This window comes from Halobellus sp. EA9 (assembly GCF_051195055.1).
Classification (GTDB): Archaea; Halobacteriota; Halobacteria; order Halobacteriales; family Haloferacaceae; genus Haloquadratum; species Haloquadratum rubicundus.
Genome location: NZ_JBNTJW010000002.1, coordinates 96,850 through 115,685 on the forward strand (window position 1 = coordinate 96,850; position 18,836 = coordinate 115,685).

21 protein-coding genes and 1 tRNA gene are annotated in these 18,836 nt (G+C 70.7%); 8 read left to right on the top strand and 14 right to left on the bottom strand.

The genetic code is table 11. The features are described 5' to 3' along the window. Window positions 1-1,836, bottom strand: coding sequence for an archaeosine synthase subunit alpha (arcS, locus tag ACQUQ0_RS03325; RefSeq protein WP_435183162.1), 1,836 nt, complete (start codon window positions 1,834-1,836; stop codon window positions 1-3). Window positions 1,837-1,995: 159 nt separating this feature from the next. On the opposite strand from arcS, the gene ACQUQ0_RS03330 reads away from it, so the two are divergent. Beyond that, the gene (locus ACQUQ0_RS03330) at window positions 1,996-2,517 is read left to right on the top strand and encodes a pyridoxamine 5'-phosphate oxidase family protein (protein WP_435183163.1); all 522 of its coding nucleotides are present in this window, start codon (window positions 1,996-1,998) and stop codon (window positions 2,515-2,517) included. Window positions 2,518-2,526: 9 nt separating this feature from the next. On the opposite strand, the gene tgtA is transcribed toward ACQUQ0_RS03330, so the two are convergent. Next, window positions 2,527-4,005, bottom strand: coding sequence for a tRNA guanosine(15) transglycosylase TgtA (gene tgtA / locus ACQUQ0_RS03335; RefSeq protein ID WP_435183164.1), 1,479 nt, complete (start codon window positions 4,003-4,005; stop codon window positions 2,527-2,529). 291 nt (window positions 4,006-4,296) lie between these two features. Here tgtA and ACQUQ0_RS03340 point away from each other — a divergent pair, with 291 nt between their 5' ends. Then, window positions 4,297-5,121, top strand: a complete 825-nt coding sequence (locus tag ACQUQ0_RS03340; protein WP_372386507.1) for a M48 family metallopeptidase — start codon at window positions 4,297-4,299, stop codon at window positions 5,119-5,121. Between the two features lie 6 nt (window positions 5,122-5,127). Further along, entirely contained in the window at window positions 5,128-5,403 is a 276-nt protein-coding gene (locus ACQUQ0_RS03345; RefSeq protein WP_435183166.1) for a hypothetical protein, read from the top strand. 101 nt (window positions 5,404-5,504) lie between these two features. Here the strand turns inward: ACQUQ0_RS03345 and ACQUQ0_RS03350 are convergent, their stop codons facing one another. From ACQUQ0_RS03350 to ACQUQ0_RS03365, 4 genes are all read right to left on the bottom strand, one after another. Further along, on the bottom strand, window positions 5,505-6,323 hold the full coding sequence (locus tag ACQUQ0_RS03350) for a CPBP family intramembrane glutamic endopeptidase (protein WP_435183167.1): 819 nt from the start codon (window positions 6,321-6,323) through the stop codon (window positions 5,505-5,507). A gap of 93 nt (window positions 6,324-6,416) precedes the next feature. Next, complete coding sequence (locus ACQUQ0_RS03355; RefSeq protein WP_435183168.1) at window positions 6,417-6,989, bottom strand: NUDIX hydrolase; 573 nt, start codon at window positions 6,987-6,989, stop codon at window positions 6,417-6,419. A 53-nt stretch (window positions 6,990-7,042) separates the two neighbouring features. Further along, window positions 7,043-8,353 (bottom strand): aryl-sulfate sulfotransferase, encoded by a 1,311-nt coding sequence (locus tag ACQUQ0_RS03360; protein ID WP_435183169.1) that lies wholly within the window; start codon window positions 8,351-8,353, stop codon window positions 7,043-7,045. Between the two features lie 66 nt (window positions 8,354-8,419). Beyond that, window positions 8,420-8,815 (bottom strand): VOC family protein, encoded by a 396-nt coding sequence (locus tag ACQUQ0_RS03365; RefSeq protein WP_435183170.1) that lies wholly within the window; start codon window positions 8,813-8,815, stop codon window positions 8,420-8,422. Window positions 8,816-8,925: 110 nt separating this feature from the next. On the opposite strand from ACQUQ0_RS03365, the gene ACQUQ0_RS03370 reads away from it, so the two are divergent. Beyond that, window positions 8,926-9,939 carry a metal-dependent hydrolase gene (locus ACQUQ0_RS03370; RefSeq protein WP_435183171.1) on the top strand — a complete coding sequence of 338 codons (1,014 nt, stop codon included), beginning with the start codon at window positions 8,926-8,928 and terminating at the stop codon, window positions 9,937-9,939. A gap of 146 nt (window positions 9,940-10,085) precedes the next feature. Beyond that, window positions 10,086-10,430 carry a hypothetical protein gene (locus ACQUQ0_RS03375; protein WP_435183172.1) on the top strand — a complete coding sequence of 115 codons (345 nt, stop codon included), beginning with the start codon at window positions 10,086-10,088 and terminating at the stop codon, window positions 10,428-10,430. Window positions 10,431-10,635: 205 nt separating this feature from the next. Here ACQUQ0_RS03375 and ACQUQ0_RS03380 read toward each other — a convergent pair. The 7 genes from ACQUQ0_RS03380 to ACQUQ0_RS03410 all read right to left on the bottom strand — a co-directional run bounded on the left by ACQUQ0_RS03380 (window position 10,636) and on the right by ACQUQ0_RS03410 (window position 15,726). After that, window positions 10,636-10,708, bottom strand: a tRNA-Pro gene (locus ACQUQ0_RS03380). A 65-nt stretch (window positions 10,709-10,773) separates the two neighbouring features. Then, entirely contained in the window at window positions 10,774-11,190 is a 417-nt protein-coding gene (locus ACQUQ0_RS03385; protein ID WP_435183173.1) for a CHY zinc finger protein, read from the bottom strand. 3 nt (window positions 11,191-11,193) lie between these two features. Continuing rightward, window positions 11,194-11,790, bottom strand: a complete 597-nt coding sequence (trmY, locus tag ACQUQ0_RS03390; RefSeq protein WP_435183174.1) for a tRNA (pseudouridine(54)-N(1))-methyltransferase TrmY — start codon at window positions 11,788-11,790, stop codon at window positions 11,194-11,196. A gap of 101 nt (window positions 11,791-11,891) precedes the next feature. After that, window positions 11,892-12,878, bottom strand: coding sequence for a DUF4350 domain-containing protein (locus tag ACQUQ0_RS03395; RefSeq protein WP_435183175.1), 987 nt, complete (start codon window positions 12,876-12,878; stop codon window positions 11,892-11,894). Further along, the gene (locus ACQUQ0_RS03400; RefSeq protein WP_435183177.1) at window positions 12,865-13,770 is read right to left on the bottom strand and encodes a S49 family peptidase; all 906 of its coding nucleotides are present in this window, start codon (window positions 13,768-13,770) and stop codon (window positions 12,865-12,867) included. The genes ACQUQ0_RS03395 and ACQUQ0_RS03400 overlap by 14 nt, the downstream gene beginning before the upstream one ends. A 190-nt stretch (window positions 13,771-13,960) precedes the next feature. After that, entirely contained in the window at window positions 13,961-14,770 is an 810-nt protein-coding gene (locus tag ACQUQ0_RS03405; RefSeq protein WP_435183179.1) for an ABC transporter permease, read from the bottom strand. Beyond that, the gene (locus tag ACQUQ0_RS03410; RefSeq protein WP_435183180.1) at window positions 14,767-15,726 is read right to left on the bottom strand and encodes an ATP-binding cassette domain-containing protein; all 960 of its coding nucleotides are present in this window, start codon (window positions 15,724-15,726) and stop codon (window positions 14,767-14,769) included. The genes ACQUQ0_RS03405 and ACQUQ0_RS03410 overlap by 4 nt, the downstream gene beginning before the upstream one ends. A gap of 154 nt (window positions 15,727-15,880) precedes the next feature. Between ACQUQ0_RS03410 and ACQUQ0_RS03415 the strand changes: the two genes are divergently transcribed. Genes ACQUQ0_RS03415 through rnhB form a run of 3 tightly spaced genes read left to right on the top strand, consistent with a single transcriptional unit; the run spans window position 15,881 to window position 18,571 of the window. Next, window positions 15,881-16,441, top strand: coding sequence for a DUF4112 domain-containing protein (locus ACQUQ0_RS03415; protein ID WP_435183182.1), 561 nt, complete (start codon window positions 15,881-15,883; stop codon window positions 16,439-16,441). Window positions 16,442-16,499: 58 nt separating this feature from the next. Next, window positions 16,500-17,864: a tRNA pseudouridine(54/55) synthase Pus10 gene (locus tag ACQUQ0_RS03420; protein WP_435183183.1), complete on the top strand. Its 1,365-nt coding sequence runs from the start codon at window positions 16,500-16,502 to the stop codon at window positions 17,862-17,864. Continuing rightward, window positions 17,861-18,571, top strand: a complete 711-nt coding sequence (gene rnhB, locus ACQUQ0_RS03425) for a ribonuclease HII (protein WP_435183184.1) — start codon at window positions 17,861-17,863, stop codon at window positions 18,569-18,571. Before ACQUQ0_RS03420 ends, rnhB begins: the two co-directional genes overlap by 4 nt. Before the next feature lie 22 nt (window positions 18,572-18,593). On the opposite strand, the gene ACQUQ0_RS03430 is transcribed toward rnhB, so the two are convergent. Then, on the bottom strand, window positions 18,594-18,821 hold the full coding sequence (locus tag ACQUQ0_RS03430) for a DUF7511 domain-containing protein (protein ID WP_435183186.1): 228 nt from the start codon (window positions 18,819-18,821) through the stop codon (window positions 18,594-18,596). Between the last annotated feature and the right edge of the window lie 15 nt (window positions 18,822-18,836).

Here is an 18,836-nt window from a genome sequence, read left to right on the forward strand (position 1 = left end):
CTACGACTCCTCTACTTCTTCGACGTGCCGCATCTGCACCGCCTCGCCGCGGGTCGACTCGGCCATCTCCGCGCCGAACATCTGCGCGCGGCCGACGCCGAAGGCGCGCGGCCCCTCGACGACGACCTCGTCGCCGACGCGGATCTCCTGGTCGGCGTCGACGACGCCCGGTGCGAGCACGCTCCCGTGCGGGACGAACTCGTCGATCTCGACGCGCTTCGTCGGCACGTCGGACTCCGCCCAGACGCGGGCGCCGTCGAGTGTGAGCGAGAGGACGCCGTACTGCGGGACCATCGTCGCCAACTGCTGGCCGTCGTCGTTGCCGTCTCCCGCCTCGGTGTCGCCGTCGCGGACCTGCAGTTTCGGATAGCGGCTCGTGACCTGCAGGTCGACGTCCGTGAAGAGGTCGTCGCCCGCGCCGGGGCCGAACTGGTAGTCCGCGAGCGCCTTCACAGTGTTGTGCTGGCGCTCGCGGCGGCTGTATTTCAGCTCCTCGTCGAGGGTCGACATCAGATTCGCGAGCGAATCGGTCGTCGTCGGGTGGTCCTCGACGGTGTACTCGAAGGGGACGTCGACGTCGGCCGCGACGCGCTCGCAGATCTCGCGGTAGCCCTCGTCGGGGACGTGCGCGATCACCCGCGGGTAGTCGTTGCGGTCGAGGTAGCGCCCGAGGACGTCGGCGACGAACGACTTCTCGTCTTCGGACCACCGGCCGGTGACGACGGTGTCGTAGTGCTGGGCGGGGTAGGTGAGTTCCAGTTCCATCGGGACGACGCCGATCGGCGACGTCATCGACGCGACGTGCCCGCGGTACTGGATCGCGTCGTGGAACTGCGCGTGGCTCTGGGATTCGCTGTATGGCTTCGTGGCCGAACACGGCACCAACACGAGGGGGTTCGAGAACCGGTTTCGGTACCGGGTCGTCACGCGCTCGGCGAACCGCTGGATCTCGACGCGCCGGAGGCTGTCTTCGGTCGCGGCGGCGAGTTCGGTGTCGCGGACGACGGGCGTCCGCTCCTCCAGGTAGCCGTACTGCTGGTCGAACTCCCGGAACGCCGCCGTGAGCCACTGGTCGTGACGGGCCTGTCCCTCGATGTAGTCCCGGAGGCGGCCGTCGCGGATCCGCCGGCGGACCGTCGCCAGTTCCGATTCGAGGGCGTACTCGTTGTGGTCGGCGCAGTCCTCGCGGTCGAAGGCGGCCGGATCCGACGTCGGGTCGTCGCCGCGGACGCCCTCGCCGACGTGCTTGCCGCGACACGCCGGGCAGGAACACGGCAGTTCGTCGAGGTCTTCGAGGAAGTACTCGCCCTCCGAGGTGAGATAGAAGCCTTCGAGGCCGCGGACGCGCGCCCGCTTGGCGTCGAGGAGGTCGACGCCGGCGTAGACGAGCGTCACGGCGTTGCGCGGGGTCGCGACTCCCGAGAGGTAGATCGCCGTGTCGGCCGGCAGCGCCTCGCGCGCGGCGGTGAGCTCCTCGCGGAAGGCCGCGGCGTGTCCGACGAACCCGCTCGCGTTCGAGAGGATGTACGCGTCGGCGCCGTAGTCGTCGGCCGTCTCGGGCGTGACGACCGCCGCGCTCGGGTAGTCGACGTCGGGGTAGTCGACCGCGAACGACTCCTGGACGCGCTCGTCGGTGCCAGCCGGGAACGACCGGTGCGGGAGGACCGTCAGGATCTCCCTGTACCCCTTCGGGACGCCGCGCTCGTCCGTCCAGAGGCTGCCCGCGTCGTCGACGCTCCCGTCGACGAGCGCCGGCGTCCGGAGCGGATCAGAGAGCCGGAGCTCCCCCAGGCGGGCGGCCCCGTCGCGCCTGTGTACCTCGAAGTAATCGGTCATACACCCGCATGCGCTGTCGAGCGTGAATTATCTGTCTGTTCGCGAGCCCTCATTTCGCCTCTCACTCCCGCTCCCGCTCCCGTTCCCGCTCCTGCTCCTGCCCCCGCCGAACCCGGGTCGGCCCGCGCACTTTTGCCACCCCGCGTCCCATCCCCGCGTATGCACGTCTCCGGCGCGTGGTCCCGCCCCGGGATCGACGAGTTCCTGACGGCGGCCCGGGTGCCCGTTCGCCTCGGCTGCCGGACGCCCGGCGGCACCCCCTGGATGCTCTCGCTGTGGTACGTCTGGGCCGACGGCGACGCGGTCGACGACGAGGGGTGGTCGCCCGCCGAGGGCCTCGACGACGCCGATGCCGCCCGGGAGATCCTCTGTGCCACGAGCGCCGACGCGGACGTCTTGGACTTCCTCCGCCACGAGCCCGAGGTCTCCTTCGAGGTCTCGACCAACGACTACCCGTACCGCGGCGTCCGCGGCCGCGGGACGGCGTCGATCGAGCCGGACACCGAAAAGCGACTGCTCCGGGCGCTCTTCGAGCGGTACCTCGGCGGGACCGACAACGAACTGGGCAACCGCCTGCTCGGGCCCGGCCGCGAGGAGGTCCGCATCCGGGTGTCACCGGAGCGACTCCACTCGTGGGACTTCTCCGAGCGGATGGCCGACGTCGCGCTCGATGAGCGGTGACTGCGTCGGCTACCGACCGCCGCCGAGCGTCTCGATTGCGACCCGATCGGGGACCCGAGCCAGCGCCGACGCGGGCCAGTCGTCGTGCGCGAGGACGAACTCGGTACCGGGGTTGGCTTCGACCAGTTCCCGGACGCCCTCGGCGGCCGCCTCCTGCGCGCGCCGGTCGCTCCGATCTGGGACCTCGGCCGTGAGCGGGTACGTCTCCGAGAGCGCCCGCGGGAACGGTCCGAACGGCGGCACGACCCGCCAGGCCGCGTCGTAGGCGTCGCCCGAGGGGATGCCGCCCTCGGTGAGCAGCACTTCCCCCTCCGGATTGAGTCGCGTCACGCGCTCGTGGTGGCGCCGCACCTCCGGCCGGCGCGCCGACTCCTCGGAGAGGTAGAAGAACGAGCCCTTCGAGATCGGATCCTCGCGCTCCAGCTGGTCGGCGTGGTCCAGGAGCGCGCGGTAGCCGTCGAGCATCGCCGGGTGGGACCGCGCCCGCGACTCCACCAGTTCGAGGAGGTTCCCCGAGCGGATCGCCTGCTTCACGCGCCTGGTCTCGGCGAACGACACGTGGAGGTTGTGCTCGCCCAGCAGGCGCTCGCGCTCCTCGTCGCCGTACCCGCGCAGTTCCTCGGGATCGTGCGCGGCGCAGACCGCACAAGAGCAGGGAAAGTACTCCAGGTCTTCGAGGTGCTCGGTTCCCCGCACGGTCAGGTAGCGATCGTCGCGCGCGTAGATGGCGTACGCCGCCGAGTCGAAGAGGTCGCAGCCGGCCGCGACCGCGAGCGCGAACATCATCGGGTGGCCCGCGCCGAACAGGTGGACCGGCGCGTCGCGGCCGAGGCCGCGCTTCGCCGCGGCGACGACGTCGATCATCTCGGCGTAGCGGTAGCTGTTCATCAGCGGCACGACCGCGCCGACGGGGAACACGTCCAGGTCGGTCGCGTCCGCGCGGCCGGCGGCCGCCTCGCGCAGGTCCGGGTACGTCGACCCCTGCACCGGCGCGTTCACCAGCATCTCGCCGGTGTCGGCGGCCTCGGCGTCCCGCAGGGCCGCCTCGGTCTGCTCTAGCTCGCGCTCGGCGCGCTCCCGGCCGACGTCCGGCGGCGTGGGGATGTCGATCGGCGTCCCGACGTCCGAACCGATCTCGTGCTGGAAGTCGAGGATCTCCCGCGTCGTCACGTCGATCTCGCCGTACTCCGCGAGCTGGAACGAGCCCGAGTCGGTGACGATCGCGCCGTCGAAGCCGAGGAGGTCGTGGAGCCCCTCCTCGACGGCCCGCTCGCGGAGGTCGTCGGTGCTGTGGACGATGTAGGAGTTCGTGATCAGGATCTCCGCGCCGAACTCGGATTCGAGCTCTCTCGGAGGAATGGTCCGGATGTTCGGGTTGACGACCGGCATCAGTGCCGGCGTCTCGACGGTGACGCCCGCGCGGGGGACCGACAGCCGACCGATCCGCCCGGCGGCGTCCCCCCGACGGACCTCGAAGTGATCGCGCATACCGCGGGTAGGGGGAGCCGCCGGTAAGAACCGTCGCTTTCCGGTCGGCACCGCCGCTCCCGGGCCGCATAGCGTACAGTCGACACGCCCGATCCGTAGGCCCACGCCGCCGTGCCGAACACCCACTCTCGGCGCGGGGCGACTGTCAGATCACGGTGGCGCTGGCCGCGGCATCGTACATAAACGCACGTCTGAGCGGTCATCCGACTAATATTTCGAGCGCAGTCCGCCGATTCCCCGCTCGCCGCCGACCACCGGATTCTTGTGTCCGCGCGGACGACAAAACCCCGTATGAGACACCTCGGACTGAAAGCGCGGATGGCGATCGTCGGATCGATCCTGTTCGCCTTCTACGCCGTCGCGGCCGTGGTCGTGATGGGCGTCTTCGGCTGGCCGCTCTCGCTCGTGTTGCTCGGGAGCGTGCTCTTCGTCGGCGTCCAGTACAAGGTCGGCAAGTGGATGGCGATACGGAGCGTCGGCGCCGAGGACCTGCCCGAGGACCGGTACCCGGAGATCCACCGCCGCGTCGAGTCCCTCTCGGAGTCGATGGGCATCGAGAAGCCGCGGCTGATGATCGCGCGGATGGGCGTCCCCAACGCCTTCGCGGTCGGTCGCAAGGGCGCGGGCACGGTCGTCGTCAGCGAGGAACTGCTCTCGCGGCTGAGCGCCGACGAGGTCGAGGGCGTCCTCGCGCACGAACTCGCGCACATCCGCAACCGCGACGTGGTGATGATGGTGCTCGGTCAGGGCGTCGCCTCCATCGTCGCCATCGTCGCCCAGTGGGCCGTGCTCCTGACCGGCGACAACGACATCGCGGACTTCTTCCTCGCGATCGTCGTCGGCCAGATCACCCAACTGCTCGTGATGCTCTTCGTCTTCGCCATCTCCCGCTACCGGGAGTACGTCGCCGACAGCGACGCCGCCGACGCCATCGGCGGCGGCGACCCGCTCGCCCGCGCCCTGGAGAAGATCAGCCGGGGTAACGAGCGGACCCAGGAGTCAGCGGTCGACTCGCAGGTGAACGCCCTCTGCATCTTCGGCGAGGAGCGCGGCCTCGCCCGCCTGTTCGCGACGCACCCGCCGATCGAAAAGCGGATCGAGCGCCTGCGCGGGTGACGGCCGATGGTCGACCTCCGCACGCTCGCGGCCGCCGTCCTCGGGGTCGCGCTCGGACTGCTGTTCGTCGCCTCGCCCGAGACCGTCGTCCGGATCCAGGTCGCCGGACGGCTGCCCGACGACCGATACGGCCGGTACGGCGAGGACGGCGCCTCGGCGGGAGAGGCGGATGCGGGCACGGACGCCGGGAACGCGTTCCCGACCCGCTGGCGGCGACTCGTCCAGGTCGTCGGCGTCGCGTTCCTCCTCGGCGGCCTCTATTTCGCGTGGACGTTGGTGTAGCGTACGCGCCGTCGACCGATTCGGGTTCCGGATTCTGACTCGGATTCGGATTCTGACTCGGGGCCCGAACTCGGACACAGACCCGAACTCGCCCGCGCCGCTCAGAAGACTCCGGCGACGAGCGCCTGCGGGAACTGCTCGGAGCCGGCGAACTGGAGCGTGAGATACAGCATCGAGAACAGCGTCGCGTTGTAGATCCCGTGGATCAGCGCCGGGACGACGATGTTGTCGGTGAGTTCGTACACCGTCCCGAAGACCAGCGTCGGGAGCACGAGCACGGAGATGCTGACCAGCCGCGCCCGCGGCGCGCCCGCGAGCGAGAAGTAGTGGATCGACGCGAAGATGAGGCTCGCGAGGACGATCGCGGCGGGTGCGGGCAGCGCCTCGCCGAGGCGGTTCTGGACGACGCCGCGGTAGAGCAGTTCCTCGCCCGGCCCGATCAGGAGCAGCGACGCCGGCACCAGGAGGAGCAGGATCTCGGGGTTCTGCCTCCCGATCTCCGCGGCCGTGTTCGGCGCGGCCTCCGCGCCGGTCGTCGAGATGATCACCGACGCGACGACCAGGAACCCCATCGCCGCCACGTAGCCGGCGATGACGAACGCGACCTCGCGGAGAGAGGGCACCGCGACGCCGACGTAGTCCAGTCCCTGACCGCGATACCGGAGATACGCGAGCGCGACGCCGCCGAAGCCGACGCCGGTCGCGAGGGCAAGCGAGAGGACGATACTCAGGAGCGGCGTGACGTCGACGCCGGACAGGCCCAAGACGACCGCGGCAGCGAGGACCAGGACCCCGCCGACCGCGATGCCGACGCCTGCCAGGAGCACGGCGGCCGCGAGGGCGCGGAGGGTCTCGCGGAGCCGCCCCCCGTCGGGCGCGACCTCGTCTGCGTCGCCCGGTGAGTCGATTTCGGAGGACACACACGCAGTACGGGTCCCCGCGTCAAAACGCTTCGTCTCTCCGTCGGTTCTGTCGCCAGCGTCGCCCGTTCCCGCCAGCGTCGCCCGTTCCGATCACCGCCACCGCTCTGTGAGTTCGTAGCGGGTGACGCCGAGCGCGGTCCGGCCGTCGCGGACGCCGCCGTCGAGGACCTCGGTCAGGAGGTCGTCGTAGTCGGCGGTGACGACGCGGATGCTCTCGTTGAAGTCGAGGTCCTGTTCGCCCGACGGCTCACAGCCGCGAGCGACGAAGTAGTGGTGGACGCTGTTGAGGAGGCCGTTGGCCGGCTCGGCGGCGAAGAGGTGCTCGACGGCGTCGGCCTCGTATCCAGTCTCTTCGCCGAGTTCTCTGCGTGCGGCGGCGTCGAGGTCGGCGTCGTCGGACTCGGCCGTCCCGGCGGGCAGGCCGCGGTTGACGCGCCCGACGGCCTGGCGCCACTCCTCGACGAGGACGACGTCGCCGTCGGGCGTAAAGGGGAGGACGACCACCGCGGGCGGTTCGTCGACGTAGTGGAAGTCCGTCTCAGTGCCGTCCGGCAGGACCACGTCGTCGCGCCGGACCTCGAAGCCCGGGCAGGCGTAGTCGATGTCGCTCCCGGTCGTCGTCCAGGCCAGGTCGTCGCCGCTGGAAGGCTCGCTGTCGACCATATCCGTGTCTCCACCTCGACGGGCAAGAAGCAGGGGGGTCCTCGCGGTCAGCCCTACCCGCGGAGCCGACCCCGCAGGGCCGTTCCCGCCCCGGCCAGCACGCACGCCAGCGAGATGAGCGCGACCGCAACGTGGGCCTCGCCGAACCAGAACGGCGTCTGGAGACCGGTCTGGAGGACGACGAGCAGGAACGACAGCACGGGCACATCCCGGCCCTCGCCGATCGTCGTCGCGCCGCCGCCGTCGGCGTAGGCGACGCCGCCGACCGTCTCGCCCGCGGGCAGCCGATCGGCCTCGTAGGGCACCTGCGGCGTCTGATAGCTCCAGACGGTCGCGCCTGTGCGGTTCACCTCGACGATGCGCTTGTTCAGCGAGTCGGTGATCAGGGTGTTGCCGTTGGGGAGGCGGTCGGCGTCCCGGGGCCAGTTGAACTTCACGCCCTCGGCGCCGTAGAGGGCCCACGCGACGTTCCACTCCCCACTTCGATTCCGCCGCAGTTCGACGATCCGATCGTTGTGGCTGTCGGCGACCAGCACGGTCCCGTTGCCGAGCCACTGGGGGTTGTGCTGCTGGCGGAGCACCGTCGGGTCGCCCTTCGGGTTCGGATTCTCGTCGGGGTTCCGGTCCTCGTCGGCGTTGATCACCTCGACGACGCCCTCGCCGCGCTCGACGATCACGAGCTGGTGCGCGTTGCGGACGGAGACCAGGTAGCGGTCCTCGGAGATGACGTCGACGTCGTTGATGTGGAGCCAGTCGGTCCGAGTCGGGTCCGCGGGCGCGTCGTAGCGCTCGCTGGCGTTCCACTGCCAGGTGATCTCGCCCTCGCTGACGATGAAGATCCGCTCGTACTCCATGTCCGTCACGAGGTACTTTCCGGGAGACAGCCGCTCGACGTCGTGGACCTCGCTGTTCTTCCGCGTCCGGACCGGGAAGGAGTACTCGGAGACGACCTCGGGAGCGGCCTCGCTGCCGGCGTTCGGCTCGATGATCCGGAACCCCGTGTGCGTACAGGGGGCGTCGTAGGGACCGCAGTCGGCGTAGCCGCTGTCCATAAAGCCGGCCATCACCCGTCCGTCCGGGAGCATCGTGACGTCGAAATAGCTGTCCGTGTCGCCGGCGCGCCACCGGATCTCGCGGCCGTCGAGCAGGTAGACCGAGCCCTTCTCGTGGAGGCCGGGGCCGCCGCCCTGGGAGCCGACGAGCGTCCGTCGCGTCTCGCCGTCGCCGGCGGTGCCGACGTCGGGGGCGAGCGCGGCGCCGACGACGAGGGAGGAGACGAAGAGGACGACGCCCGCGAGCGCGAGCAGCGCGCCGGCGCGCTCCGCGGAGCGGGAGCCGCCGAGTCCGGGGACCTTGGATCGCATCGACTGGGTGTAGCACGGGGCAACAGCGAGAAAAACCGTTCGATGTCGGTCGCCGCGCTCGCGGGGCTACCCCCGCTCGGCCTTCAGTTCGATCCGGTAGCCGAACGGGTCCGTGACGTACACTGCGGGCGCCACGCCCGTCGCGCCCAGCGGGTCGAGCCGGCGGTCGACCTCGATCCCCGCGTCGTCGAGCGCCGACTCGATCCCCTCGATCGTGTCGTCGACGCGGACGGCGACGTGGTCGTAGGCGGTCCGCGACGGCGCCGCGAAGTCGTCGGACGGTTCGAGGTGGATCACGGCCCCGGACGCGAGCCGGACCGAGAAGAACGGCTTCTCGCCGGACTCGTACAGTCCCATCCCGTCGATCCCGAAGCCGAGCCCGTCCCGGTAGAACGCCAGCGCGGTCTCGATCCCGTCGGCGGGGATCTGCAGTTTCACGTGGTCGATGGCGGTCCCGTTCACGACCCTCCGTTGGCGCTCGTCCGACAAAGATCCGCCGCCGGCCGCGCCGGCGGGACACGCCCCGCGAGGACAAGACCTATCTCGCCCGGCGGCCAGCGCCGAGACGAGCGATGTTCGTCGGCCACGAGTGCCTCGCGTTCGCCCTCGCGGGGTGGGGTGCGCGCCGCGCCGGCCGCGACGCGCGGACCGCGCTCGCGCTCGCGGGCGTCGCCGCGCTCGCGGCGCTCCTCCCGGACCTCGACGTCGCGTACGCCGTCGCCACGTACGCCGCCGCCGTCGCCGGCGGGGTCCCGCTGGGCTGGGAGGCGTTCTGGGGCGTCGCGAACCGCGTCCACCGCGTCGTCACCCACCCGCTCCCCGTCGGCGCCGCCGCGACGCTCGCCTTCGGCGCGGGCCACCTCGCTGTTGGGCGAACGCGCCGATCCGACCCGTCGCCGTCCGCCGTCGTCACCGCAGCCGTCGCTCTCTTGGCTGGGCTCGCGATCCTGTGGGGCTTCCGCTCGACGGTCAGGCTCTCCGCGGCGGTCGTCGCGGCCGCGTTCCTCCTCGTCGCGGCCGTCGTCGGGGCCGCCGTCGCCCGACGAACCTCTCTTCCACCTACCGCGACGATGCTCGCCGCCGGCGTCGGATTTCTGACCCACCCGTTCGGCGACGTCTTCCTGGCGTCGCCGCCGCCGCTGCTGTCGCCGTTCGGCCCGCCGCTCCTGACCGAGCGGGTCGTCCTCGCGGTCGATCCGACGCTGAACCTCCTCGGGGTCCTCTTCGTCGAGGTCGCGGCGGTCTGGGCCGCCGTGGCGGTCTACGCGCGGCTGGCCTCCCCGGGCGGGTCGCCGACCGCCCTCCGCGACGCCGTCGACCCGCGTGCGGGCCTCGGACTCGTGTACGCGCCGGCCGCGGTCGTCCTCCCGCGGCCGACGATCGCCGACGCGCACGTCCTCGGATTCACGATCGTTCCGCTCGCACTCCTCGTGGGCGGGTGGATCTGGCTGTCCGGCCGCGGGGACGACGGCATCCGATCGTCCGCCCGGCCCGACGGCGACCCGCGATTCGTCGCGATCGTCGGCGCGCTCACGGCGCTCACAGTCGCCGCAGCGGGATATCTCGTCGCGTACGCCGCCGCGTGACCGCGTGTGACCGGGGCACAAACCAAACACTTAGTACACGTCAGTCTAATCAAATTTCCGAACGTCACGTCATCCATCCGTCAGGCGGCGTCAACCGCCGCGTGGTCGTTCCCCGCGACCGAAAGCCGCACCGAAGGCCCCCGACGATGATTGACACCCACTCGGACTCCTCGATCGAACTGCTGTCCGGACTGACTCCCCTCTGGTGGCAGGGGACGATAGTGTTCTTTCTCGTCGGCGACGTCGTCACGACGCTCTCGGGCTATCACCTGCACACGGTCGTCGAGACGAGCCCGCTCGTGGCCTGGCTGATCAACACCTACGGGCTCTCGCTCCTCGTACCGCTGAAGATCGCCGTCGTCGCGGGCTTTTACGGCCTGTACCGGATCGTCCCCCACCCGCACAGCATCGGCGTTCCGCTCGCGCTCTGTATGCTCGGGTTCGTCGTGACGGTGTGGAACGGCGCGGTGATCGTGGCGGCGCTGCTGTGAGCGTTCCTCCGTCGAAGGCGAATATGGTTCGATAGCGGCGGCTCATCGTTACGAAGGGGGGAGAAGTGGGCCGGCGCAGATATCGAACCGCATCAGACGTGCTCGCTTCGCTGCGCGCGACTGACTGGCTCGAATCTGCGCGTCGACCAGACACCCCGAACCGTGCTCGTCGCTGACGCTCCTCACAGTTGATCAGGGGTAGAAGTGGGCCGGCGCAGATTCGAACTGCGGTTACGGCCACCCGAAGGCCGAAGGATACCAAGCTACCCCACCGGCCCGCACTCGTACCGTCGTCGTTCGTTCTTTTAACGCTTCCGAACCGTCAGAGCCCGCGCCGCGCCCGTCAGGTGTCGAGGTCCGGTTCGCCGTCGCCGCGGACCTCGAAGTACCGATCCCGGTGGCGTCGACACCCCGGATTGAACGCCGCGCCGCAGGCGGGACACGCGTCGTCGCCGTCGAGGTACGTCCGCGCCGTGAGCGTCGCCCCGCAGGCGCCGCACAACACTGCCGGCTCGTCGAACCGCTCGTGCGGCCACGGCTCGGGGTCGTGCTCGGTGGCCTCGGCGTGACACGCGTGACACGGCGAGAACGCCTCACAGCAGCCGAAGCGGAGCGCCGCGACGTCGACCGCGTCGTCCCAGTGCGCACAGCGCGTCTCCGGATCGACGGCGACGCCGACGAGCGGGACCGCAAAGCGGTCGTCGCGATCGGGCGCGTGCGTGGTCCGGCGGTCTCCCGCGTCGGCGTCGGCGTCGGTCATCTCTCAGTAGGTGGTGTAGCCGCCGGTGTCCAGGTAATTGTGCGCGACGGTGATCGCGTGGTCGGCGTGGAGGATCTCGGGGCTCAGCCGCACCCGCTCGTCCGCCGCGTCGGCCAGGAGGTCGGCCTCCGCGCCGCTGAAGTCGCGGTGGTCCGAGAGCACGAAGAGCGGGTCCGCGGGCGGCTCGACGTCCGCGACGGGGGCGCCGTCCTCGTGGAGTTCGACGACGGTCGCCTCGTCGGCGAGGTCGGCGAGGGTCGCCTCGAAGCCCATCCGGCGGATCGAGACCCCGGGCGTGCTCTCGGCGGGCATATGGCCGATCGCGTCCTCACGGTGGTCTAACGCCGTGCGGATCAGCGCGGCCGTGCTCCGCTCGTCGGGGTTGAGCCGGCGGAGGTCCGCGCCGTCGAAGCGGACGGTGAACGCGTCGCCGAGGACGAGGTGGACCCGCACGTCCTCGCGGATCGCGTGCGAGAGGAAGAACGCGCTCGTGACACAGCGGCAGAGCACGTCGAGGCGGCCGGCGCCGCCCGCGACGTCGTCGAGCGAGAAGTCGGGCGTCGTGGGCGCGTCGTGGCCGACGATCAGGAACTGTCGCATAGCCGGTGTCGACGCGCCGCCGTCAAGAATCGCGCGCTTTCGCTCCGAGACCGGACGGAGGCCGCGGGAGCGGCGATCTCAGTCCGCGGTGGCCGCGGGTCTCAGACCGCCGTCGGCCGCGTCGGCGCGGTCGATCCCGTCGGCGATCCCGAGGACGGCGGCGCCGGGGCGTTCCCGGTCTTCTGGCCGCTCACGAGGAAGTCCGCGAGGTTGCCGATGAAGGCCTCGTTGCTCGCGACGTAGGCGTTCGTCGGCGCGAGGAAGTCGGTGTCGCCGACCATCGCGACGTCGCCGGACTGCACCGCCACCGCGTAGGTGTCGGCGCGGCGCGTCGTCGAGAGCTTCGTCCCCTCGACCGTCGACAGCGCGGTCTGGCCGCCCGCGGTCGAGACCGCGGCCGCGTCGTGGAAGACGGCCCGGTCGACGCCCTCCGAGAGCGAGCCGCTCCCGGGCGTCGCGTAGACGCTCTGGAAGTTGGTCTCGTACTCCTGCATGTTGAACAGGTAGCCGGACTGCGCGGAGACGCCGAACGCCGAGCTCAGGCTGGGGCCGCCGCTCGACGGCTGGGAGACGGCCAGGCCGAGCAGGCTGATCACCGAGCCGCCGGAGGAGGGCGGATCCGACAGCAGGAGGACCCGGCCGCCGGCGTCGTTGAAGGCGCGGACGCCCGCGAGCTGCGAGGGCGTGTACGGCTGGCTCGGGTTGGCGACGAGGAACGCGTCGGCGCTCCGGAGCGACTCGTTCCACGCCTCGCCGCGGGCCTGGTCTTGGGTCACGACGCGGACCTCGTGGCCATTCTCGACGAGCGTGTTCACGAGCGTCGAGAGCTTCTCGTCGGAGAGGTCGTTCCCGTGGGCCTGATCGACGAGGATCGTCTTGCCCTCGGCGTCGCTGTCCATCGTGATCTCGCCGCTCTCCTCGGCGGCGGCGACGCGGACCGCGTCGGCGTCGGTCTGCTGCTGGGCGAGGTTCGTCACCTCGGGCGTGCCGCCGCCGAGAACGAGCGGGGCGACCGCCGAGGCGCCGACGACCAGTCCGACGATGACGACGAACGCGATCGCGGGACGGGTGAGGTCACGCGCTTGCATTCGCCGACACCTCCGGGTCGTAGTAGGGGATTTCGTCCACCATCAGCGGTTGCGTGACGGGGGCGAGGCCGTTCGTCCGATCGCTCCGTTTGTAGATCATCGTCCCGTTGTCGGTGTCGCTGGCCAGGAGGATCAGGCCGAGCGAGTTCGGCGGCTCCTGTCTGGCCACGTCGTAGTTGTCCATCCCGGCCATCTCGGCCGCGCGGTCGATCGCCGTCGGCAGCGCGCCGATCCGGTCCGCGAAGCCGTTCTGGACGGCCTCCGGCCCGAGGTAGGTCTTCGCGTAGGCGACCTCCTCGCGCGAGAGCGTGATGTTCTCGCCGCGGTGCTCCATCACGCGCCCGACGAACTGCCGCTTGAGCGACTCGATCGTCCGCCGTCGCTGGTCGGTCGTCGGCTGGGCCTTGTCGGGCCCCGTGCGGATGACGGAGTCCGGGAGCGGGACGGTCCCGCCGGTCCCGATCACGCCGACGCTCCCGACCTGCGAGGAGGAGAGGACGTAGATCTCGTCCGCCGGCAGCATCCCGTAGTACGCGCCCGAGGCGCCGACGCCCTGGACGGACGCGACGACGGGCATCTCTTCTGCTGTTCGTAACACTTCGAGGTACAATCGCTCGCTGGGAGCGACGGCCCCGCCGCCGCTGTCCACTTTGAGGACGACCGCTTTGATGGACTCGTTGGTCCGCGCGTTGCGGAGGTCCTCTGCGATCCCGTCCACCGTCGTCGACGAGATGGTGCCGGAGACCGTGATGACCGACACCGTCCCGTCGGACTGGGCGGAGGTCGCGTAGTCGTGGGCAACGGGGGCGAGCACCGCACTCACCAGGACGGCCGCGACGACGGCGACGACGAATATCGCCTTCGCCGAGGTCGCGGATGAGTTACTGCTCATACTGCATCACCGAGGTATGGGTGTCGCCCTAAAGGGGTTCGTGTGGCACAAAATGCGATTTCACCAACGGGGAGTCAGCAGACCACCCGAGCGAACCCCACTCGCGCCTCGTAGTGATTACGCTTGCTGTTTACCGCCGAACGCCACCCCGGTAACGGCGTTCGGCGGTAAGAGACGAGAGCAATCACTATCAGTCGGTCAGGCCGTACCCGCGCCGGAAGAGCGCGACGTCGAGCGCGACGACCGCGACCGCGAGCGCGGTCAGGACCGCGAGAGAGGCGTTCGGATCGACCTCGCTGACGCCGAGGAAGCCGTACCGGACGCCGTTGACCATGTAGATCATCGGATTCAGGAGCGATACCTGCTGGACCGTCTCCGGCAGTTCGTTCAGCGAGTAGAACACGCCGCCGAAGAAGACCAGCGGACGCAGGATGAACTGATTCAGCATCGTCAGGTCGTCGAAGTCGTCGGCCCAGAGCCCGGCGACGACGCCGAGTCCGGCGAAGAGCACCGTGATGACGACGCCGAACGCGACGAGGTAGAACGGCTGGGCCGCGCCGACAGAGGTGAAGAACGCGCCGATGAGCGCGATCAGGACCCCGACGATCGCGCCGCGGATCGCCGCCGCCAGCACGTACGCGCCGACCATCGTTCGATACGAGAGCGGCGAGGTCAGCACCTCCTCGATGTAGCGGTTCCACCGGCCGTGGAAGATGTTGAACGAGGTGTTCTCGAAGGCGTTCGAGATCGCGCCCAGCACCACCAGCCCGGGGAGGATGAAGAGGATGTACGGGACGCCGGCGATCTCGTCGATCCGCTCGCCGAGGATGACGCCGAACACCGAGAAGTAGAGGACGTTCGTGATGAACGGCGGGACGAAGGTGTTGCGCGGCCGGCGGATGAATCGGAGGACCTCACGCCGCAGGAGCGAGACGAAGCCCGTGAGGCCCGTGCGCCCGGCCGACTCGGAGGCGCGGTCGCTCTGCGTCTCGGGGCTCATTCGACCCCCACCTCCGGCGTCGCGCGCTCTTCCTCGGGGCGGGTCATCTCGACGAAGACCTCCTCTAGGGAGGTCCGCTGGATCTCCAGGTCGACGATCTCGTGGCCCGCGCGGTCGAGCCGTCGGACAAGGTCGGGCGCGACGAGGCCGCCCTGCCGCGCGGTGACGACGAGGCGCTCCCCGTCGAGGTCGACCTCCTCGACGCGGTCGTCCTCGGCCGCGAAGTCGGGCACGGCGGTCGGCGCCTCGCGCAGTTTGATCACGACGTCGTCGGTGCCGCGGTTCATCAGCTCCTCGGGGCTCGCGACGTCGACGACGCGGCCCGAATCCAGGATCGCGACCTCGTCGCAGAGCCGCTCTGCCTCCTCGATGTAGTGGGTCGTGAGCAGGACCGTCGTCCCGCGCTGATTGAGGTCGACGATGGTCTCCCAGAGCTCGCGCCGGAGCTGGACGTCGACGCCGGCGGTCGGCTCGTCCAGGATCAGGAGGTCGGGGTCGGTGATGAGCGCCCGCGCGAGCATGAAGCGGCGCTTCATCCCGCCGGAGAGCCAGTCGAAGCGGGTGTCGCGCTTGTCGTAGATGCCGACGCGCTTGAGCACCTCGTCGGCCCTCTCGGCGGCCTCGTCCCGCGGGACGCCGTGGTAGCCGGCCTTGTGCTCTAGGACCTCGCGGATCGGGAAGAAGCGGTCGACGTTGAACTCCTGGGGCGCGAGGCCGATGCGGTCGCGCGCCGCCCGGTAGTCGTCTTCCACGTCGTGGCCGAACACGCGCGCCGTCCCGCCGCTCTTGCGGACCAGGCCGACGAGGACGTTGATGAACGTCGTCTTCCCCGCGCCGTTGGGGCCGAGCAGGCCGAAGAAGGAGCCCTCGGGCACGGTGAGGTCGATCCCGTCCAGCGCCTGTACGTCGCCGTAAGACTTCCGCAGGTCGCGTATCTCGATCGCGGGCGTTCCCATTGCCGTCCGGTTCGGGCTCGGCGGACCTAAGGACCACGAAGGCGGCCGGTCGGGCCGCCTTCTGGAGACTTGGCGGGCGCGCGACGCGAGCGATCAAGCGGCGGGTCCGCCGGCGGAGCGAAACGCCGATGCCCCCGCCGGACGTCTACGGACCGTGACCCGCGCGAACGAGTCGCCGCCCGGAGACGCCCCCGCTCCCGTCCGCGACGAGGACGCCGACGTCCGACCACCCCGCGCCGCCGACCTGACCGAGGCCGAACGCGCGCGGCTGGCCCGCGTCCGTCGCCTCAGCCGTGCGCTCGACAGCGCGGTCGCGATTCCGGGCACGAACGTCCGCGTCGGCCTCGACCCCGTCTTGGGGCTGCTCCCGGGCGTCGGCGACGCCGCCGCGGGCGCGCTCTCGGCCTACGTGATCGCCGAGGCCGCGGCGCTCGGCGTCCCGCGGGCGACGCTCGCGCGGATGTGCCTCCACGTCCTCGTCGACGCCGTCGTCGGCTCGCTCCCGCTCGTCGGCGACGCCTTCGACGCGGTCTGGCGCGCGAACGACCGGAACGTCCGCCTCCTGGAAGCACGGCTCGACGACCCGCGGGGCGAGCGCCGGGACCGCCGGGTCGTGGCCGCGCTCGGTCTGGGCATACTCCTCCTGACGGCCGCGGTCGGCGCCGCCGGGCTCGCCGCTGTCTGGTGGCTCTCGGGCGTCGCGGGCGTCGTCTGACCGCCGTCCTCACGGGCCGAAGGACAAGACAGAAGCCCTGCGCCCCGTTCGTAGCGGTATGAGCATCCTCGACGACGCTCGCGCGCTCGCCGCGCAGGACCCGGTCTGTGACGCCTGCCTCGGCCGGGTCTTCGCCGACCGGAGCCACGGGCTCACGAACGAAGACCGCGGCCGGAGCCTCCGGATCGCCGCCGCGCTCGACGACGACGAGCCCCACGAGCCGGTCGACACCGAGTCGTGTTGGGTCTGCGAGGGCCGGTGCGCCGAGTTCGACGAGTGGGCCGCGCGCTGTGCCGACGCCGTTTCGGATACGGAGTTCGACACCTACCAGGTCGGCACTCGGACCCCGCCGCTGATCGAGGAGAACGAGGAACTCCTCCGGGAGACCGCCGGCCTCGACCCCGACGCGGGCGAACTGTTCAAATCGGAGTTCAACCGCGAGGTCGGCAAGCGTGTCGGCCGCCGCACCGACACGACCGTGGAGTTCGGGCGGCCCGACGTCCAGTTCACGCTCGACCTGGAAGCCGACCGCGTCGAGGTCGACGTCCACTCGGCGTTCGTCTACGGGCGCTACCGGAAGCTCGAACGCGACATCCCGCAGACGGAGTGGCCCTGCAGCGACTGCGACGGCTCGGGCTACGTCGGCAAACAGCAGTGTGAGACCTGCGAGGGGACCGGCTACCTCTACCAGGACAGCGTCGAGGGCCTGACCGCGCCGGTCGTCCGCGACGTGATGGACGGCACCGACGCGAAGTTCCACGGCGCCGGCCGCGAGGACGTCGACGCGCGGATGCTCGGCACCGGCCGGCCGTTCGTCGTCGAGGTGATGGAGCCGCGGCGCCGCCGCGTCGACACCGAGCGCCTGGAGGGCGACATCAACGCCTTCGCCGAGGGGAAGGTCGAGGTCGAGGGGCTGCGGCTCGCGACCTACGAGATGGTCGAGCGCGTCAAGGGTCTGGACGCCTCGAAGCGGTACCGCGCCGAGGTCGAGTTCGGCGACGCCGTCGACGACGACGCCCTCGCCGACGCGCTCGCGGAACTGGAAGGCGCGACGATCGAGCAGTACACGCCCCACCGCGTCGATCACCGCCGGGCGAACCTCACCCGCGAGCGGTCGGTCTACGAGGCCGACGGCGAGCGCGAGGACGCCTACCACGCCACCGTCGAGATCCACGGCGAGGGCGGCCTCTACATCAAGGAACTCGTCTCCGGCGACGAGGGACGGACCGAGCCGAGCATCGCCGGCCTGCTCGGCGTCGACGCCGAGGTGACGGCGCTGGACGTCGTCGGGGTCTACGGCGAGGAGGGGGACTTCGAGGACGAGTCGTACTTCCTTGAATCGGCAGTCGGCCGCGGAGACGAAACGGACGACGAGAGCACCGACGACGCGGGCGACGCCGACGCCCCGAACGCCGCAGAATGACCGACGACCGCGACGTCGAAGGGGGGGCGACGGACGCACACCCCGACGAGGTCGCCATCGGCACCGACGAGGCCGGAAAGGGCCCCGTGCTCGGCCCGATGGTCGCGGCCGCCGTCCGCGCCGCGCCCGCCCGGATTCCGGACGGGGTCGACGACTCGAAGCGGCTCTCGCCGGCGACGCGACGCGACCTCGCCGAGGCGCTTCGGACGTCTCCCGACGTCGACGTCGGCGTCGCCGTCGTCCCGACCGAGCGCATCGACGACCCCGAGACGGATATGAACTCCCTGACGGTCGCGGCGCACGCCGAGGCCGTCGCGGCGATCGCTCGCGAGGGCGATCGGGTCGTCGCCGACGCGGGCGACGTGAGCGAGTCGCGGTTCGCGCGTCGCGTCCGCGAGGGCGCGAGCGACGGCGGCCCGTCGGTCGCGGTGTACGCCGAACACGGCGCCGACGAGACGTACCCGCTCGTCGCGGCCGCGTCGGTCGTCGCGAAGGTCGAACGCGACGCCAGAATCGAAGCGCTCGACGACGAATTCGCAGAGTACGGCCCCGTCGGGAGCGGGTATCCGAGCGATCCGGCGACCCGCGAGTTCCTCCGGCGCTACGTCGAGGCGACGGGCGAACTCCCCGACTGCGCCCGGGCGTCGTGGTCGACGTCCGAGGAAGTCCTCGCGGCCGCCGAGCAGTCGGGGCTCTCGGAGTTCTGAACGGCGCCGCTCCGGGAGCGGTTCACCGCATCGCTTCGAGCGAGACGTACGAGCCCGCCTCTGCGGACACCCACGTCGTCGGGAGCTCGTCGGCGTCCGCGTCCTGCGGGAAGATCGTACACTCGTCGGGGGCGTCCTCGTAGGTCTCGATTCGGGCGACGTAACGCCGGCTGGGGAGCGTCGGCTCGCCGGCTGTGCCGCGGTCGTCTTCGGGCGAATCGACGTCGAGGGGGTGGGGATCAGTGGGCATCGTTGGGTTCGTCGG

Coding starts and splice junctions, on each gene's coding strand:
- arcS (WP_435183162.1), bottom strand. CDS start 1,836: ATGACCGATTACTTCGAGGTACACAGGCGCGACGGGGCCGCCCGCCTG.
- ACQUQ0_RS03330 (WP_435183163.1), top strand. CDS start 1,996: ATGCACGTCTCCGGCGCGTGGTCCCGCCCCGGGATCGACGAGTTCCTG.
- tgtA (WP_435183164.1), bottom strand. CDS start 4,005: ATGCGCGATCACTTCGAGGTCCGTCGGGGGGACGCCGCCGGGCGGATC.
- ACQUQ0_RS03340 (WP_372386507.1), top strand. CDS start 4,297: ATGAGACACCTCGGACTGAAAGCGCGGATGGCGATCGTCGGATCGATC.
- ACQUQ0_RS03345 (WP_435183166.1), top strand. CDS start 5,128: ATGGTCGACCTCCGCACGCTCGCGGCCGCCGTCCTCGGGGTCGCGCTC.
- ACQUQ0_RS03355 (WP_435183168.1), bottom strand. CDS start 6,989: ATGGTCGACAGCGAGCCTTCCAGCGGCGACGACCTGGCCTGGACGACG.
- ACQUQ0_RS03360 (WP_435183169.1), bottom strand. CDS start 8,353: ATGCGATCCAAGGTCCCCGGACTCGGCGGCTCCCGCTCCGCGGAGCGC.
- ACQUQ0_RS03370 (WP_435183171.1), top strand. CDS start 8,926: ATGTTCGTCGGCCACGAGTGCCTCGCGTTCGCCCTCGCGGGGTGGGGT.
- ACQUQ0_RS03375 (WP_435183172.1), top strand. CDS start 10,086: ATGATTGACACCCACTCGGACTCCTCGATCGAACTGCTGTCCGGACTG.
- ACQUQ0_RS03385 (WP_435183173.1), bottom strand. CDS start 11,190: ATGACCGACGCCGACGCCGACGCGGGAGACCGCCGGACCACGCACGCG.
- trmY (WP_435183174.1), bottom strand. CDS start 11,790: ATGCGACAGTTCCTGATCGTCGGCCACGACGCGCCCACGACGCCCGAC.
- ACQUQ0_RS03395 (WP_435183175.1), bottom strand. CDS start 12,878: ATGCAAGCGCGTGACCTCACCCGTCCCGCGATCGCGTTCGTCGTCATC.
- ACQUQ0_RS03400 (WP_435183177.1), bottom strand. CDS start 13,770: ATGAGCAGTAACTCATCCGCGACCTCGGCGAAGGCGATATTCGTCGTC.
- ACQUQ0_RS03405 (WP_435183179.1), bottom strand. CDS start 14,770: ATGAGCCCCGAGACGCAGAGCGACCGCGCCTCCGAGTCGGCCGGGCGC.
- ACQUQ0_RS03410 (WP_435183180.1), bottom strand. CDS start 15,726: ATGGGAACGCCCGCGATCGAGATACGCGACCTGCGGAAGTCTTACGGC.
- ACQUQ0_RS03420 (WP_435183183.1), top strand. CDS start 16,500: ATGAGCATCCTCGACGACGCTCGCGCGCTCGCCGCGCAGGACCCGGTC.
- rnhB (WP_435183184.1), top strand. CDS start 17,861: ATGACCGACGACCGCGACGTCGAAGGGGGGGCGACGGACGCACACCCC.
- ACQUQ0_RS03430 (WP_435183186.1), bottom strand. CDS start 18,821: ATGCCCACTGATCCCCACCCCCTCGACGTCGATTCGCCCGAAGACGAC.